The following is a 13,803-nucleotide window of genomic DNA, read 5'->3' on the forward strand; positions in this document are numbered from 1 at the left end:
GCAGCTCCGTCACCGGGCGCCTGTGCGCCTGGAATCGGCATATCCAGGAGTTCGGCAGCAATGGCTATCAGCGTTTTCGACCTGTTCAAAATCGGCATCGGACCGTCCAGTTCGCACACTGTGGGACCCATGCGCGCCGCAGCGCTGTTCGTGCAGGGTTTGCGTGAACAAGGGGTGCTGGAGCAGGTGCGGCGTGTCGAAGTCCAGCTGTATGGCTCGTTGTCGGCCACCGGCATTGGCCACGGCAGCGACAACGCGGTGATCATGGGCCTGATGGGCGAGTGGCCGGACGCGATCGATCCTTCGCAAATAGGCATTCGCATCGCCACCCTGCGCGAAACCGACACCCTGCTGCTCGACAGTCGCCTACCCGTGCCGTTCATCTGGACACGGGACATGCGCTTGATCGATGAAAACCTGCCGTTCCATCCCAACGCCATGACCCTGGTCGCCGAAGGCGATGACGGCGAGCTGCATCGCGACACTTATTATTCCGTCGGTGGTGGTTTTGTCGTCGATGAGGCGCAGGCCAGCAGCGGCGTGGTCGATCTGGACCGCACCGAATTGCCTTACGATTTTTCCAGCGCCGTGGAGCTGCTCGAACTCTGCAAGCGTCACAACCTGCGGGTTGCCGAACTGATGATGGCCAACGAACTCGTCTGGCGCAGCGAGGAAGAAATCCGCGCCGGCCTGATGAAGCTCTGGCGGGCCATGCAGGACTGCGTTGAGCACGGCCTCAAGCACGAAGGCATCCTGCCCGGCGGCTTGAATGTGCGTCGGCGCGCGGCCAAGTTGCACCGCAGCCTGCAGGAGTTGAACAAGCCCAATGTCATCGGCTCCACCTTGAGCGCCATGGAGTGGGTCAATCTGTTTGCCCTCGCGGTCAACGAAGAAAACGCCGCCGGGGGGCGCATGGTGACGGCGCCGACCAACGGCGCTGCGGGGATCATTCCGGCGGTGTTGCACTACTTCATGAAGTTCAGCGAAGCGGTCACGGATGCCAACGTGGTCGATTATTTCCTGGGTGCGGCAGCGGTGGGCATCCTGTGCAAGAAAAACGCATCGATTTCCGGTGCCGAAGTCGGTTGTCAGGGCGAAGTCGGTTCGGCCTGCGCCATGGCGGCAGCAGGCCTGGCGGAGATTCTGGGCGCCACGCCGGAGCAATTGTGCAACGCGGCGGAAATCGGCCTGGAACACAACCTTGGGCTGACGTGCGACCCGGTGGGCGGACTGGTCCAGGTTCCGTGCATCGAACGCAATGCGATTGCCGCAGTGAAAGCGATCAACGCGGCGCAAATGGCGCTGCGTGGTGATGGCCAGCATTTCATTTCCCTGGATCGGGTGATCCGCACCATGCGTGACACCGGGGCGGACATGCATGACAAATATAAAGAAACATCGCGCGGTGGCTTGGCGGTGAGTGCGGTGGAGTGTTGAGTCTTCAGGACCAAGTCACCTGCATCGCGGGCTTGCCCGCGATAGTGGTAGACCAGTCAAAACTGCGCGCAAATCGAACACCCTCGGCCTATCACGCCACCTTTTAGCGCGTCGCTCACAGATAAATGCCCCCACTTACGGTGAGGTATGTTTGCCGCTCAGGCCACCCGTCATCCCGTGCCAGGGGTGACACTCCCCTCAGATCGCCCACAGCCCCTTCCCACAAGTGCTACCGAACTGCTCACGCCGCTCGCCACACGGCGCTTTGCCCCCCTGATGGCACTTATTAACCTCTTCATGACGCGGCTTATATAGACACGCCCATAGGTCGTTTTCAGGATTTATTGAACGCGTATTCAAGTTTAGGCATGGCATTTGCTCTGTCATTACAAAGCCCGTCTCCCGAGCGAGAACGATGGCCATAACAAGAGCCTCCGCCTGAGGCCATCACCTGCTTTGTGTGAGGAGATACCGCGATGACGTCGTTCAACTCCGGGGCTCAACCCCAGAACCGTGCGCCTCAATCCATCGGCTTTCTGCTGCTGGACAATTTCACGCTGATTTCCCTGGCCTCTGCCGTAGAACCCCTGCGCATGGCCAACCAATTGTCCGGTCGCGAGTTGTATCGCTGGACCACGCTCACCGTCGATGGCGGCCAGGTCTGGGCCAGTGACGGCCTGCAGATCACCCCCGACGCCTCCATGCACAAAGCACCGCCCATGGACACCATCATTGTCTGCGGCGGTATCGGTATTCAACGCACCGTAACCCGTGAGCACGTGTCGTGGCTGCAAAGCCAGGCGCGTCAGTCCAAGCGCCTTGGCGCGGTCTGCACCGGCAGTTGGGCCCTGGCCTGCGCCGGTTTGCTGGACGGCTTCGATTGCAGCGTGCACTGGGAATGCCTGGCCTCGATGCAGGAAGCCTTCCCGCGTGTGGCCATGAGCACTCGCCTCTTCACCCTGGACCGTAACCGCTTCACCAGCTCCGGTGGCACCGCGCCGCTGGACATGATGCTGCACCTGATCAGCCGCGACCACGGTCGTGAGTTGTCGGCAGCAATTTCGGAGATGTTCGTCTACGAGCGTATCCGTAACGAACAGGATCACCAGCGCGTACCGCTCAAGCACATGCTGGGCACCAACCAGCCGAAGCTGCAGGAAATCGTCGCGCTGATGGAAGCCAACCTTGAAGAGCCGATCGATCTCGACGAACTGGCGGTGTACGTCGCCGTATCCCGTCGCCAGCTCGAACGGCTGTTCCAGAAATACCTGCATTGCTCGCCATCGCGTTACTACCTGAAGCTTCGTCTGATCCGCGCCCGGCAGTTGCTCAAGCAAACGCCGATGTCGATCATCGAAGTGGCGTCGGTCTGCGGTTTTGTGTCCACACCGCACTTCTCCAAGTGCTACCGTGAGTACTTCGGCATCCCGCCGCGTGACGAACGCGTCGGCTCCAATACCACCCAGCAAGTGGCACTGATGCCGCTGCCACAAGCGCTGGTGCTGTCGCCACTTTCCGGACCGCTATCGGCGTTGAGCCAGGCGCGCAACGAGTCGACATTTGCCAGTGTGAGGCTCTAGAAACCTCATCCTCTTCTGTAGGAGCGAGCTTGCTCGCGATTGTCGTTAACGATGACGCGGGGTGTCTGGATGCCCGCGGTGTCTGGGCTACCATCGCGAGTAAACTCGCTCCTACAGGGGGGCGAGTTTTTACACCGCACGACCTTGCTGATACGCCGCCAACGCCGGCAGCAACTGCCGATCAATCGCCTGGCGTACGGCCGGGAGAATGGTGGCGCTGCTGGTGTACATCTGCTTGACCATGGTACGCAGGGTCATCGCACGTTCGTCGTTCAAACCGCGTACGGCGCACTCGCAGGCTTGTTCGGCGGTGGAGCCGTTAGGGACCTGGAAACCCAGTGATTTGAGTTGCCCCAACAGGTCTTCCTGATCGATCAAATCGGCATGCATCATGGCGTAAGTCCTTCTTCCGGGAACGATGTCGTGGCTCGATTCTGGTAGGGGTGAGGGGGCTCGGCAAGGGCGATTTGTCGTTATGGCCGCATTGACTATGAACATGTCGTTTTCGGCTAACTTGCCTTGCCCGGGAGCCGGCACACTGGACCCAGCTTGCTTCACGAAGGTTTGGTCACCCTCGCATGGCGGCTCCTCAACAGTACCCTCTTCCCCGATTCAGTCACGGCTTGTATCGGGGCTTTTTTTGTCTGTGAATTCTTGGGTTTTGTGTTGTCTGGGAGGGCCTCATCGCGAGCAAGCTCGCTCCTGCAGTGGATCAGTGGCTGGCACAAATCTTCTGTAGGAGCGGGCTTGGTCCGGGCGGCGTTCCGACGATGAAGTCGATGCGGTCTAACGTTGCAACACCAGGATGCGCGACAGCAACTCATCCCGATCCACATAGCATCCCTGGAAATGCCGCGCGCCGGTGGCCGGGTCGAACGCATTGCGCGCATGCAACGTGCGCCGGTTGTCAAAGCACCACAGCTCACCGGGCTGGAGCCTTTGCATCAGGCGAAACCGGTTTTCGCGGGTCATGGCGATAAATTGGCGATAGGCCCGATACAGCCTGGGCATCTGCTCCACCGAGGCATCGAACGGCCCACGCAGAAAGTTGGCCATGCGGATTTCCGAAACCTGCCCCAGAGCGTTCAATGCGATGATCGGTGCCAGGCAGCGATAGTCGCTGTGGCGGTCCTTGTTGCGAAACTCCACGGGAATGTCACACAGCGTCTGGAACGACTCAGGGTCTTCCTGGCGCAGTGCCTCGGCGATGGCAAAACCATCGACGAAAATGCTTTCGCCCCCCTCGGCATCGTTGACCAGGCAATGCAGAAATTGCAGCCCCGGTTGCAACTCGCGGGTCGGCAAATCGCTGTGCAACGGCAAGTTGAAAGCGGTATAGGCATTGCTGTCGGCGTCGGCTTTGGATTGCACGTTGAACAACACGCCGAAGTTGCTCTCGCGGATGAAGGAAATGCGTTGCGCGATCAGCTTCAGCGAGCCGGGTTCGACGGGCACCCCTCGGACCTGGGTCAGGCCGATATCACGCACGGCCAACAGCCATTGCAACAGGGCGTCGTTGTCGTTCATCAGCTTTTGATAGTCGAACACCGGCAGTTTCAGATCGCTGTGCCAGAGCTTCGCCCTGGGCTTGGTCGACAGGCGTTCGGCTCGGGATTCATCGTCATAGGCATGGGCGCGTAACCAGCCTGGATCGAAGCGGCTCTGATGGCCGTCCTGCCAGTCGATATTCAGGCAACCGTGCTCGTCGATGCATACGTTGGTCACCGCCAGGTCCTGGGCGACATCGACAATCTCCAGTACCTGCTCGCGGGTGACGCTGTAAACGCATTGGGTGCACGGGCAATTGTCCCGCAGCCATGGATGATGGAAGGGGCTGAATCGCTGGTCGGCCCAGGTCACCACGATACGATCCGTCAGGGTTCGCACGCTACCGAGCGCGCTGATCAACGGATACGTACGAAAATCGGCTAAAGCGGCAGCGGTGTTCATGGCGTGTCCTTGTTATTTTTTTGCAGGTAAGGCGATCACTCGGCCGATGTACGCGGGGGCCGGAAGATCGGCCTGATCGGCGACGATGGCTTGCAGTTTGCCCAGGGTCAATTCGCTGAACGGCGCGGAGTGCGGGCCGGCGAGGTCGACGTGCAGCAACATTTGTTCGTTCCCCGACAGCTCCTTGTCATCACCCGCCAAATGCAAGCTGTGATAGAGATGCAGGCGCTTGCTGTCGTAGCCGATGATCTGCGTGCGCACTTCAACGTCAGCGTCGAGTTTCACTTCGTGCAGGTAGTTGAGGTGCAGTTCCAGGGTGAACAGCGAATGGCCGCTGGCTTCTCGGTTGTCGCTGTCGAGCCCCAGGCGATCCATCAGGGCATCGGTGGCGTAGCTGAAGATCAGCAGGTAGAACGCATCGCGCAGGTGGCCGTTGTAATCGACCCAGTCGGGGATGATGCGGGTCTGGTAGGTGGTGAGGGTGGGCATGGTGATTGATCCGAAGTGTGGGGGGATTCAGAGGCCGTCATCGCGAGCAAGCCCGCTCCCACAGGATTCGTGAGCACCGCAAAACCTGTGGGAGCGGGCTTGCCCGCGATGAGGCCAGACCTGCTATTCGCTGAAACTCATGCCATGCTTGGCCTTGGTCGCCTTCACCGCCTCAAGCACCGCCATCAGGCAATCATCACGATAGCGCTCCAGCGCCGAAATGCTGTGTGATCCCAGTTGATCGCTGGTGCCATCGACCACATCGTCGATCAGCTTGTCGGTCAGCTCCGGCGCAGGAAGGTAAGTCCACGGCAACTGCAACGCCGGGCCGAACTGCGCCATGAAATGGCGCATGCCCGCGTCGCCCCCGGCCAGGGTGTAGGTGAGGAACGTACCCATGAATGACCAGCGCAGACCTGCGCCAAAACGGATGGCGTCGTCGATTTCGCCGGTGGTCGCCACGCCGTCGTTGACCAGGTGCAGTGCCTCGCGCCACAGCGCTTCGAGCAGGCGGTCGGCAATGAACCCCGGCACTTCCTTGCGCACATGCAGCGGGCGCATCCCCAGGGATTCGTAGACTTGCATGGCGGCCTGCACGGCTTGCGGGGCGGTGTCCTTGCCGCCGACCACTTCCACCAAGGGCAGCAGGTACACCGGGTTGAACGGGTGACCGACCACGCAGCGTTCCGGGTGAGTGGCGCTCTCGTAGAACTCGCTGGGCAGCAGGCCCGAAGTGCTGGAGCCGATCAGGGCATTGGGCTTGGCCGCCGCACTGATCTTGCTGTGCAGGTGGAGTTTGAGCTCAAGGCGTTCCGGGGCGCTTTCCTGGATGAAGTCGGCGTCTCGCACGCATTCTTCGATCGTGGCAACAAAGCGCAGGCGATCTTGCGACGCACCGGGCGCCAGGCCTTGTTTCTCCAGAGCGCCCCAGGCATTGGCCACGCGTTTGCGCAACGCCGCTTCGGCGCCGGGGGCCGGGTCCCAGGCGATAACGTCCAGGCCATGGGCGAGGGCGCGAGACACCCAGCCGCTGCCGATGACACCGCTGCCGAGGGCGGCGAAGGTTTTGATTTCTGTGATGAAGCTCATGATCGCATCCTGAATTTGGCTCAAAAAAACTGTAGGAGCGACGGTTCGACGCTTCGACTTGCTCGCGATAGCGGCGGGCCAGTCGACATCAATGCTGAATGTGCTGACGTCATCGCGAGCAAGCTCGCTCCTACAGGGGGAAGGTGAAAAGTGGTCAGCCGCGCTGTTTCAGCCCCATCTTCTTGCGGCCCTCAGCCGGGGTCAGGACGCGGGCGCCCAGGCGGCTGAGGATTTCGCTGGCGCGTTCCACCAGTTGGCCGTTGGTGGCCAGGACACCCTTGTCCAGCCAGATGTTGTCTTCAAGGCCGACCCTCACGTTCCCGCCCAGCAGCACCGCTTGCGCCGCCATCGGCATCTGCATGCGCCCGATGCCGAAGCCGGCCCAGACGGCGTCTGCCGGCAGGTTGTCGACCATGGCCTTCATGGTGGTGGTGTCCGCCGGCGCGCCCCACGGGATGCCCAGGCACAGTTGGAACAATGGATCGTCGAGCAACCCTTCCTTGATCATCTGCTTGGCGAACCACAGGTGTCCGGTGTCGAAGATTTCCAGTTCGGCCTTAACACCGAGCTCCTGGATGCGCTTGGCGCCCGCGCGCAGTTGCGCCGGGGTCGAGACGTAAATGGTGTCGCCATCGCCGAAGTTGAGGGTGCCGCAGTCCAGTGTGCAGATTTCCGGCAGCAGTTCCTCTACGTGGGCCAGGCGGGTCAACGGGCCGACCAGGTCGGTGTTGGGGCCGAACTCCATGGGATTCTCACCGGCGCCGATTTCCAGGTCGCCGCCCATGCCCGCAGTGAGGTTAACGATGATGTCGACGTCGGCCTCGCGGATGCGCTCCATGACTTCGCGGTACAACGCCACGTCGCGGCTGAACTTGCCCGTCTCGGAGTTACGTACGTGGCAGTGGACCACGGTGGCGCCAGCCTTGGCGGCCTCTACGGCTGCGGCGGCAATTTGCTTGGGGGTGACCGGCACGTGTGGGCTCTTGGCGGTCGTGTCGCCAGCACCGGTGAGTGCGCAGGTGATGATGACGTCATGGTTCATTGGGCGGTTCCTTACAGGCGAGTACTTTTCAGGTGGCGTATGGGCGCCGTTCGCAGTCCTCGGGACTGCGAATCGGTGGTTCGGTTGTGGGGTTATTTGCTGGTCAGTTGCAGGTTCTCAGCCGCCGGCTTGCCATCGAAGGTGGTGACGCCTTCAAGCCAGCGCTCCTTGTCCTGCGGGTGATCCTTGAGCCATTGGCGGGCCGATTCGAGGGCGTCCTTGTGATCCAGCAGCGGCTGCATCATCCGGCTCTCGTCTTCGGCGGTGAAAGTCAGGTTGGTCAGCAGGCGCCCGATGTTCGGGCACTGCTCGGCATAGGTTGGCGCAATCACGGTCCACACGGTGGCCATGCCTTCGTTCGGGCCCAGGGCATCGTCGCTGCCGGTCAGGTAAGTCATTTGCACATTGACGTTCATCGGGTGCGGCGCCCAGCCGAAGAACACCACGGCTTCCTTGCGGCGCACGGCGCGATCGACGGCGGCGAGCATGCCGGCCTCACTGGATTCCACCAACTGGAACTTGCCGAGGCCAAACTGATTCTTGGCGATCATTGCCTTGATCTGGGTGTTGGCGCCCGACCCCGGCTCGATGCCGTAGATCTTGCCGCCCAGTTCTTTTTCGAACCTGGCGATGTCGGCGAAGGTTTTCAGGCCCTTGTCCGCCAGGTAGGTAGGCACCGCCAGCGTGGCGCGTGCATCTTTCAGGCTTGGTTCTTTCAATACCTTGACCTGATTGGCCTCGACGAACGGGGTGATGGTCTGGGTCATCAGCGGGTTCCAGTAGCCCAGGAACAGGTCCAGGCGTTGGTCGCGGATCCCGGCGAAGATGATCTGCTGGGAGGCGCTGGTCTGTTTGGTCTTGTAGCCGAGGCCGTCGAGCAGGGCCTGGGTCATGGCACTGGTGGCGATTACGTCGGTCCAGTTCACCACGCCCATGCGCACGTTCTGGCACGACGCAGGTTCGGCCGCCATGACGCTGGCGTTCAGCAAAGCGGTACCACTGAGTGCAAGAACACAGCTGCTGATCAGTCGTTTCATCACAGGTTTCCTCGGCAGATCGTTATTGTGGGGCCCGGTGTCTGTGCGCCGGTGATGCCAACGTTACGCAGCCTTGGCCCCCTGAAAACGCACTGCGGCGACCAGCTCTTGCACTGCAGCGACCTGTGCTCTTGAATGCTGGGTACAAGTGGCGTATCAACGTCCACACGCTAGCGGTCTCACGTTACTGGCTGATCGAGTGCGCCATGTCCCAGGATTTCTACTTTTTGTTGATGCCGGGTTTTTCGGCCATCGGTTTCATCTCGGCCATCGAGCCGCTGCGGGTGGCCAATCGCTTTCGCGGCGAGCTGTACCGCTGGCATGTCCTGAGCGCCGATGGCGGCGCGGTCCTGGCCAGCAATGGCATGTCGGTCAACGCCGATGCCGCGCTGGAGCCTTTGAAGAAAGGCGCGACGCTGTTGGTGGTCGCTGGCTTCGAACCGCTGAAGTTCGCCACGCCCGCACTGGAACACTGGCTGCGCCGGCTGGACATGGAAGGCGTGACCCTCGGTGCCATCGACACCGGCAGTTTCGTCCTCGCCGAAGCGGGCTTGCTTGACGGCCATCGCCTGACCTTGCACTGGGAAGCCATCGACGCGTTCAAGGAGTCTTATCCACAACTGAGCGTCACCCAGGAGCTGTTCGAGATCGACCGTCGGCGCATCACCTCGGCGGGCGGCACCGCTTCCATCGACCTGATGCTCGACCTCATCGCCCAGGCCCACGGCCCGGAACTGGCGATCCAGGTCAGCGAACAATTCGTGCTCGGCCGCATCCGTCCGCGCAAGGACCACCAGCGCATGGAAGTCGCCACGCGGTATGGCATCAGCAACAAAAAACTGGTGCAAGTCATTGGCGAAATGGAGCAACACAGCGAACCGCCGCTGACCACCCTGCAACTGGCCGAATCGATCAAGGTGACGCGCCGGCAACTGGAGCGGCTGTTTCGCCTACATCTGAACGACACACCGAGCAATTTCTACCTGAGGTTGCGGCTGGAAAAGGCCCGCAAGTTGTTGCGCCAGACCGACATGAGCGTGCTGGAGGTGAGCATTGCCTGCGGGTTTGAATCGCCGTCGTATTTCACCCGCAGTTATCGGGCAAAGTTCGAGCGCTGCCCGCGGGAGGATCGGCGCAACGGTGTTGGGCGACAAGTCGCAACCATCGCATTGGCGACCGTCTCCAAGCCGCCCATGGTTCAGTGAATCTATCGATGCCTGAACTGAAGCATCAAAGCAGTCAAGCTATCAGCGTTGTGAGTTGTGATTGCGATGCGTGAAGCCCACCTTTGGCGTTCTAAGTCCGGGTACATTCGTTTCGCCTGGTCAATATGCCGTTGTATGGAATCACGTTCCCTCTGGCCCAAGTCTGAAATATTGGGAGTTAAGTGAGTCCCCAAGGAATTTTCAATGTTTGACTGCACGATTGAATCAGATGTCTCTGATGTAGCATCACGTGAGGTTAAAGAAAACACCGGCCAGTAGTCATAAGCATCGCCGTGAACATGGGAGAGCTCATGAAAGATTATTCCCGGTCGCAATGTCGCCGACTCCTGATGATAATGAGGGGTGAGGTAAACGAACTTGTTCCTATCCGAAGTTTGAGCGTAGGTAAATCCACGCTCGAAAGGTCCATCAGGAAGTATCTCGACAAATACAAAACGCTCACCGCTTTCGTAATCCTGTAAGGCTCCGGAAAGTATCCATTTCAGTTTTTCTTTAGCTGCCATTGCAGCCATTTCCAAGTATTGCGGGCTCGCTTGCTCTCCATAAATGTATTTCAATTTTTGCAGAGTTTCCGCCGATAGAGGGCTTTGGCGCAAATCCGTAAGCGCAGCAGTGGTGAAGCGGATCATGTTCAATAAATCGTGTTTGAATTCGTTTCTCTTTTCGTCAGGCAAAGCGCTGGCCCGGCGATGCAGTATCTTCTGCCCCCAGCCGACAAATGTTGTTTCGATCTCATCAACGGGTTTCAGTTCATCCATCGGATTCAAACCCTCACTGTCCTTTAATCGCAGCGGGTTATTGCGAACCATCCGATAGCGATTGAAGCCATCGATATCACCCGCCGGATCCGGGTTGATCCACCGCTGTAACCAAGGCGCGTAATAACGAAACCCATAGTAGTAAAGCCCGGTGGCATCCCGTTCCTTCGCGCAATACCGAAGGGTCTTGTAGCTTCCCTCCACTTCACTTCGCGCCGACCAACAGGCCGTTTCGCCGAAGGCGTAGTACCACTCCTGGCTGATCAGCGCTGCATTTTCGTCCAGTTCCAAAGTGCAGGAGCCAAGGTGGTCCCCCAGGCTATAGCGGATCTGATCGTTGGCGATATTTTCCGGGGTGGCTGATGCCAATGCACAGCCCGGACGATGCAGTTGCCGGTGTCGACACTGATCACATAGTGCACTTCGTTATTGCCGGTGTCATGGATCTCCAGCCCTGGCAAGTAACGCACTTCGCGGGTTGCAGTTGCCGTTTTAGTCTTGCGCTGGAGCACCTTGCGCAGCCGCTGGCCGCCAGCGTCGTAGCGATAGAGTTCATCGTCGTTCTGTTCATCATTCCTGATGACTTGAATGACTTTGCTCAGTTGGTTGCGACAATCCCAGAGCATCGCCTGCGCACCAGGTGCCAAAACCCGCAAGTTGCCGTTTTCGTCAAAACTGTTGATGAAATCCGCTTCGCCCGCCTGCGGTTTCAGCAGGCTTCGGTTGCTTGAGGGCGCGATGACCATGTCACGGGTGTAACCCTGAACGCCTTCATGGACAAGCCTCAGCAAATTCCCCGCCTGGTCATATGAAAAGGTCTGTGTATACGCCGTCATCGCGTCCGCGCTGGCGATACATTCTCGTCCGCTGGCTTGAACCAGTTGTGACAGCGAGTCATAGCGGTAGTGGTTGATGGCGTCAGTGCGTTGGTTTTTGAAGTAACGCGTGGCCGGGACAAAGTCGTGGATCCGGCTGATGTTGCCCCCGGGGTCGTAGTCGTAGACAAGGTCCTGGAAGGTGCGGCCCGAGCGAGCGGACGTGAGTTGCAACAGGCGACCGTCCTGAGCGTCATGACGACGGGTCGTTTCGACGCCATTGCCGGCGGTTTCATGTTCTATCTGGCCCGTTGCGCTATAGCGCCTGTCACTGAGCAAAGGGGCATCGGGCAAACCGTCGCGCTTGAGATTTATCCGTAGCAACTGGCCTGCCATGTCGTAGGCGAACAGGCGTCGGTTTTCCCGTGCATCGGCCAGGGACAGAAGAGCGCCCAAGGCGTCGAATTGCCAGATCGTGGTTTCGCCATCGGCGACCAGTTTTTGATCACGCTCATTTAGACTGACTGGCCAATCGGGCTGCGAGAGGTCATTTGTGAAGTGCCTGGACTCGCTGACTCTTGAACCTCGGAGGTCGTAGGCGTCGGCATGCAGGCTACCGGCCGGATCGTCGTGGCGAATCAGGCGCCCGCATTGATTGCGTGAGGCGAATTCAACGCCGTCTTCGCCATAGACCATTCGTTCGCTGACAACAGGCGGGGCGCCGTCGACCTGCTCGGTAATGGTCGTCGGACGTAGCTGATCGTCGTAGTCGACTTGTCGAAGAAGCTGCCGGCCATCCCATTCGAAGCGCAGTTCGTTGGCGTTGCCCAACATGCCGGCTTTCCAGCCTGCGTCAGCACTGCTGCTCAGCAAAGATCCCCCAGAGAGGGCATGCACATTTGTCGACGAAGGATCGCCCTCCGTGACCCACTGACGCGGGTCCCAGCCAGCCACCAAATGCCCGCTGGCGTTGTAGGCCTGACGAGTAATGTGCGATTGCGGCGTTTCATCCGGCTGGGCGCGGTGGTAAGCCACACTGCGAATCGCCTGGCTGCGCGGGTCGTAAACCGCCAGGGTGGGCGTATTGTGGTGCAGGTTGGCGGTCATCATCGGCGGCTCTGATGAAAGTTGCCAACCTATGCGCCGATTTTCCCCTGCTGGCTACTGTCACAAGTAACAGGTGCGTGACGGGGTTACTTCTTCATCAACGCCGAACAGGCCGCTTTGTAGGCCTCATGCTGATACTTGTTCAGCGTCGCCGGCAGTTCAAAACCGTGCTTCCTGGCCTGCGCATTAATCGTCTGCGGCGACAGCAGCGACACCTCGCAACTCTCCAGCAACTGGAAGACGCCCTCGATCTTGAACGTTGTCGGTCCACCAGCGAATTCGCCTTTCTTGCTGCGCTTCTTGATCGCGATCCGGTCGATGGAGTTTTCACGTACAAACGACGCAACCTGAGCGGCAAAGACTTTGACGTTCGCCGCTTCGTCGTCATCTTCAAGGGCGATCTTCTTGGTGTTGAGCGCGACATGGCGCAGCGCCTGACCGTCGAGCGCCGCCACGGCAATAATGGCTTCGCTGCCTTTGATTTCGATGCCGCAGATTTTCATGTCGATCCTTTTCACAATGGTTGGAGTGCAGCTCAAAGCTCAAGCTGATTGGCCGTGATGCCAAACGCCGCCGCAATTTTCTCGCGGGTGGCCCGACGCGGCTTCGCGACGGTTTCCTGCTGGGCAAAGGCCGGTTGCGAAATACCCATGCGTTGGGCCACTTCATCCTGGGTAAGGTTCAAGTGTTCGCGCCAGGCGCGAATCGGTGTCGCCCCGTCGACGATACGACTGACCACTTCGTGGGGAATCAGATCGGGTTCGACCTTCTGTGCCACATATTGTGCGTAGGGAATGACCACGAAGGCAGGATTTCCGTCTGCGTCGTTGATGATTTGAACGTCAGTAGGTGCGTTCATCACGTTTTTTGACCTCTTGAATACTGACCACTTTGATTGCTCCATCCCAATCGAACATAACTCTGTAATGGCCTACTCGAAGTCGATAGGCATACAGATGGCCGACGAGTGCTTTGACGTTGCCCGTATCGGGCATGTCAGCCAGCGACGTCACGGCATCGCGAACCTGGCTCTGATGAGAGGAATGCAATTTCAGGAGTTGCTTAACGGCCTTTCGAGTCCAGTGGATACTGTTCATGAGAGAATATAAGTCTTTTATAAGATTTCCAATATTTACTTATATTTCTCTGCGGGCCAATCAACAAAACATGTCGGGGTGTTGCCCAAGGAGAGGGTCCGACACGGGGTGATGCGGGGTCTGTAGGCAGGCTCTGCAAGGTGTGTAGGAGAGAGCTGGCAAGAATGCCAGCTCTC

At 59.4% G+C, this 13,803-nt stretch carries 14 protein-coding genes; 3 read left to right on the forward strand and 11 right to left on the reverse strand.

What is annotated here, in order from left to right; genetic code table 11:
- The first annotated feature begins 60 nt into the window (after positions 1 to 60).
- Both AB4O36_RS28145 and gbdR read left to right on the forward strand, forming a co-directional pair.
- Entirely contained in the window at positions 61 to 1,437 is a 1,377-nt protein-coding gene (locus tag AB4O36_RS28145; protein WP_460120162.1) for an L-serine ammonia-lyase, read from the forward strand.
- 476 nt (positions 1,438 to 1,913) lie between these two features.
- The gene (gbdR, locus tag AB4O36_RS28150) at positions 1,914 to 3,017 is read left to right on the forward strand and encodes a choline metabolism transcriptional regulator GbdR (protein WP_460120164.1); all 1,104 of its coding nucleotides are present in this window, start codon (positions 1,914 to 1,916) and stop codon (positions 3,015 to 3,017) included.
- A 129-nt stretch (positions 3,018 to 3,146) separates the two neighbouring features.
- Here gbdR and AB4O36_RS28155 read toward each other — a convergent pair whose 3' ends face one another.
- The 6 genes from AB4O36_RS28155 to AB4O36_RS28180 form a co-directional block, all read right to left on the reverse strand.
- Positions 3,147 to 3,410: a hypothetical protein gene (locus AB4O36_RS28155; RefSeq protein WP_460120166.1), complete on the reverse strand. Its 264-nt coding sequence runs from the start codon at positions 3,408 to 3,410 to the stop codon at positions 3,147 to 3,149.
- 393 nt (positions 3,411 to 3,803) lie between these two features.
- Entirely contained in the window at positions 3,804 to 4,967 is a 1,164-nt protein-coding gene (locus tag AB4O36_RS28160; protein WP_460140757.1) for a gamma-butyrobetaine dioxygenase, read from the reverse strand.
- Between the two features lie 12 nt (positions 4,968 to 4,979).
- Positions 4,980 to 5,456, reverse strand: coding sequence for a thioesterase family protein (locus AB4O36_RS28165; protein WP_460120170.1), 477 nt, complete (start codon positions 5,454 to 5,456; stop codon positions 4,980 to 4,982).
- Positions 5,457 to 5,579: 123 nt separating this feature from the next.
- Complete coding sequence (locus tag AB4O36_RS28170; RefSeq protein WP_460140758.1) at positions 5,580 to 6,545, reverse strand: L-carnitine dehydrogenase; 966 nt, start codon at positions 6,543 to 6,545, stop codon at positions 5,580 to 5,582.
- 154 nt (positions 6,546 to 6,699) lie between these two features.
- Positions 6,700 to 7,587, reverse strand: a complete 888-nt coding sequence (locus AB4O36_RS28175) for a beta-keto acid cleavage family enzyme (RefSeq protein ID WP_460140759.1) — start codon at positions 7,585 to 7,587, stop codon at positions 6,700 to 6,702.
- A 92-nt stretch (positions 7,588 to 7,679) separates the two neighbouring features.
- Positions 7,680 to 8,624 (reverse strand): choline ABC transporter substrate-binding protein, encoded by a 945-nt coding sequence (locus AB4O36_RS28180; RefSeq protein ID WP_460140760.1) that lies wholly within the window; start codon positions 8,622 to 8,624, stop codon positions 7,680 to 7,682.
- Between the two features lie 206 nt (positions 8,625 to 8,830).
- Between AB4O36_RS28180 and AB4O36_RS28185 the strand changes: the two genes are divergently transcribed.
- On the forward strand, positions 8,831 to 9,829 hold the full coding sequence (locus tag AB4O36_RS28185; RefSeq protein WP_460140761.1) for a GlxA family transcriptional regulator: 999 nt from the start codon (positions 8,831 to 8,833) through the stop codon (positions 9,827 to 9,829).
- 2 nt (positions 9,830 to 9,831) lie between these two features.
- Here the strand turns inward: AB4O36_RS28185 and AB4O36_RS28190 are convergent, their stop codons facing one another.
- From AB4O36_RS28190 to AB4O36_RS28210, 5 genes are all read right to left on the reverse strand, one after another.
- The gene (locus AB4O36_RS28190; RefSeq protein ID WP_460140762.1) at positions 9,832 to 10,899 is read right to left on the reverse strand and encodes an RHS repeat-associated core domain-containing protein; all 1,068 of its coding nucleotides are present in this window, start codon (positions 10,897 to 10,899) and stop codon (positions 9,832 to 9,834) included.
- Complete coding sequence (locus AB4O36_RS28195) at positions 10,872 to 12,533, reverse strand: RHS repeat domain-containing protein (protein ID WP_460140763.1); 1,662 nt, start codon at positions 12,531 to 12,533, stop codon at positions 10,872 to 10,874. Before AB4O36_RS28195 ends, AB4O36_RS28190 begins: the two co-directional genes overlap by 28 nt.
- Before the next feature lie 83 nt (positions 12,534 to 12,616).
- Positions 12,617 to 13,033, reverse strand: coding sequence for a DUF3010 family protein (locus AB4O36_RS28200; RefSeq protein ID WP_460120181.1), 417 nt, complete (start codon positions 13,031 to 13,033; stop codon positions 12,617 to 12,619).
- A 32-nt stretch (positions 13,034 to 13,065) separates the two neighbouring features.
- Positions 13,066 to 13,389 (reverse strand): helix-turn-helix domain-containing protein, encoded by a 324-nt coding sequence (locus AB4O36_RS28205; protein WP_460120184.1) that lies wholly within the window; start codon positions 13,387 to 13,389, stop codon positions 13,066 to 13,068.
- Positions 13,373 to 13,627, reverse strand: coding sequence for a type II toxin-antitoxin system RelE family toxin (locus AB4O36_RS28210; protein ID WP_460126876.1), 255 nt, complete (start codon positions 13,625 to 13,627; stop codon positions 13,373 to 13,375). The genes AB4O36_RS28205 and AB4O36_RS28210 overlap by 17 nt, the downstream gene beginning before the upstream one ends.
- Positions 13,628 to 13,803 lie beyond the last annotated feature (176 nt).

This window comes from Pseudomonas sp. S2_E01, assembly GCF_054668365.1.

What these genes read in the sequence shown, in the direction of transcription:
- AB4O36_RS28200 (WP_460120181.1), bottom strand. Translation starts at nt 13,033, where the DNA reads ATGAAAATCTGCGGCATCGAAATCAAAGGCAGCGAAGCCATTATTGCC.
- AB4O36_RS28145 (WP_460120162.1), top strand. Translation starts at nt 61, where the DNA reads ATGGCTATCAGCGTTTTCGACCTGTTCAAAATCGGCATCGGACCGTCC.
- AB4O36_RS28205 (WP_460120184.1), bottom strand. Translation starts at nt 13,389, where the DNA reads ATGAACGCACCTACTGACGTTCAAATCATCAACGACGCAGACGGAAAT.
- AB4O36_RS28165 (WP_460120170.1), bottom strand. Translation starts at nt 5,456, where the DNA reads ATGCCCACCCTCACCACCTACCAGACCCGCATCATCCCCGACTGGGTC.
- AB4O36_RS28170 (WP_460140758.1), bottom strand. Translation starts at nt 6,545, where the DNA reads ATGAGCTTCATCACAGAAATCAAAACCTTCGCCGCCCTCGGCAGCGGT.
- AB4O36_RS28175 (WP_460140759.1), bottom strand. Translation starts at nt 7,587, where the DNA reads ATGAACCATGACGTCATCATCACCTGCGCACTCACCGGTGCTGGCGAC.
- gbdR (WP_460120164.1), top strand. Translation starts at nt 1,914, where the DNA reads ATGACGTCGTTCAACTCCGGGGCTCAACCCCAGAACCGTGCGCCTCAA.
- AB4O36_RS28185 (WP_460140761.1), top strand. Translation starts at nt 8,831, where the DNA reads ATGTCCCAGGATTTCTACTTTTTGTTGATGCCGGGTTTTTCGGCCATC.
- AB4O36_RS28160 (WP_460140757.1), bottom strand. Translation starts at nt 4,967, where the DNA reads ATGAACACCGCTGCCGCTTTAGCCGATTTTCGTACGTATCCGTTGATC.
- AB4O36_RS28195 (WP_460140763.1), bottom strand. Translation starts at nt 12,533, where the DNA reads ATGATGACCGCCAACCTGCACCACAATACGCCCACCCTGGCGGTTTAC.
- AB4O36_RS28155 (WP_460120166.1), bottom strand. Translation starts at nt 3,410, where the DNA reads ATGATGCATGCCGATTTGATCGATCAGGAAGACCTGTTGGGGCAACTC.
- AB4O36_RS28180 (WP_460140760.1), bottom strand. Translation starts at nt 8,624, where the DNA reads ATGAAACGACTGATCAGCAGCTGTGTTCTTGCACTCAGTGGTACCGCT.
- AB4O36_RS28210 (WP_460126876.1), bottom strand. Translation starts at nt 13,627, where the DNA reads ATGAACAGTATCCACTGGACTCGAAAGGCCGTTAAGCAACTCCTGAAA.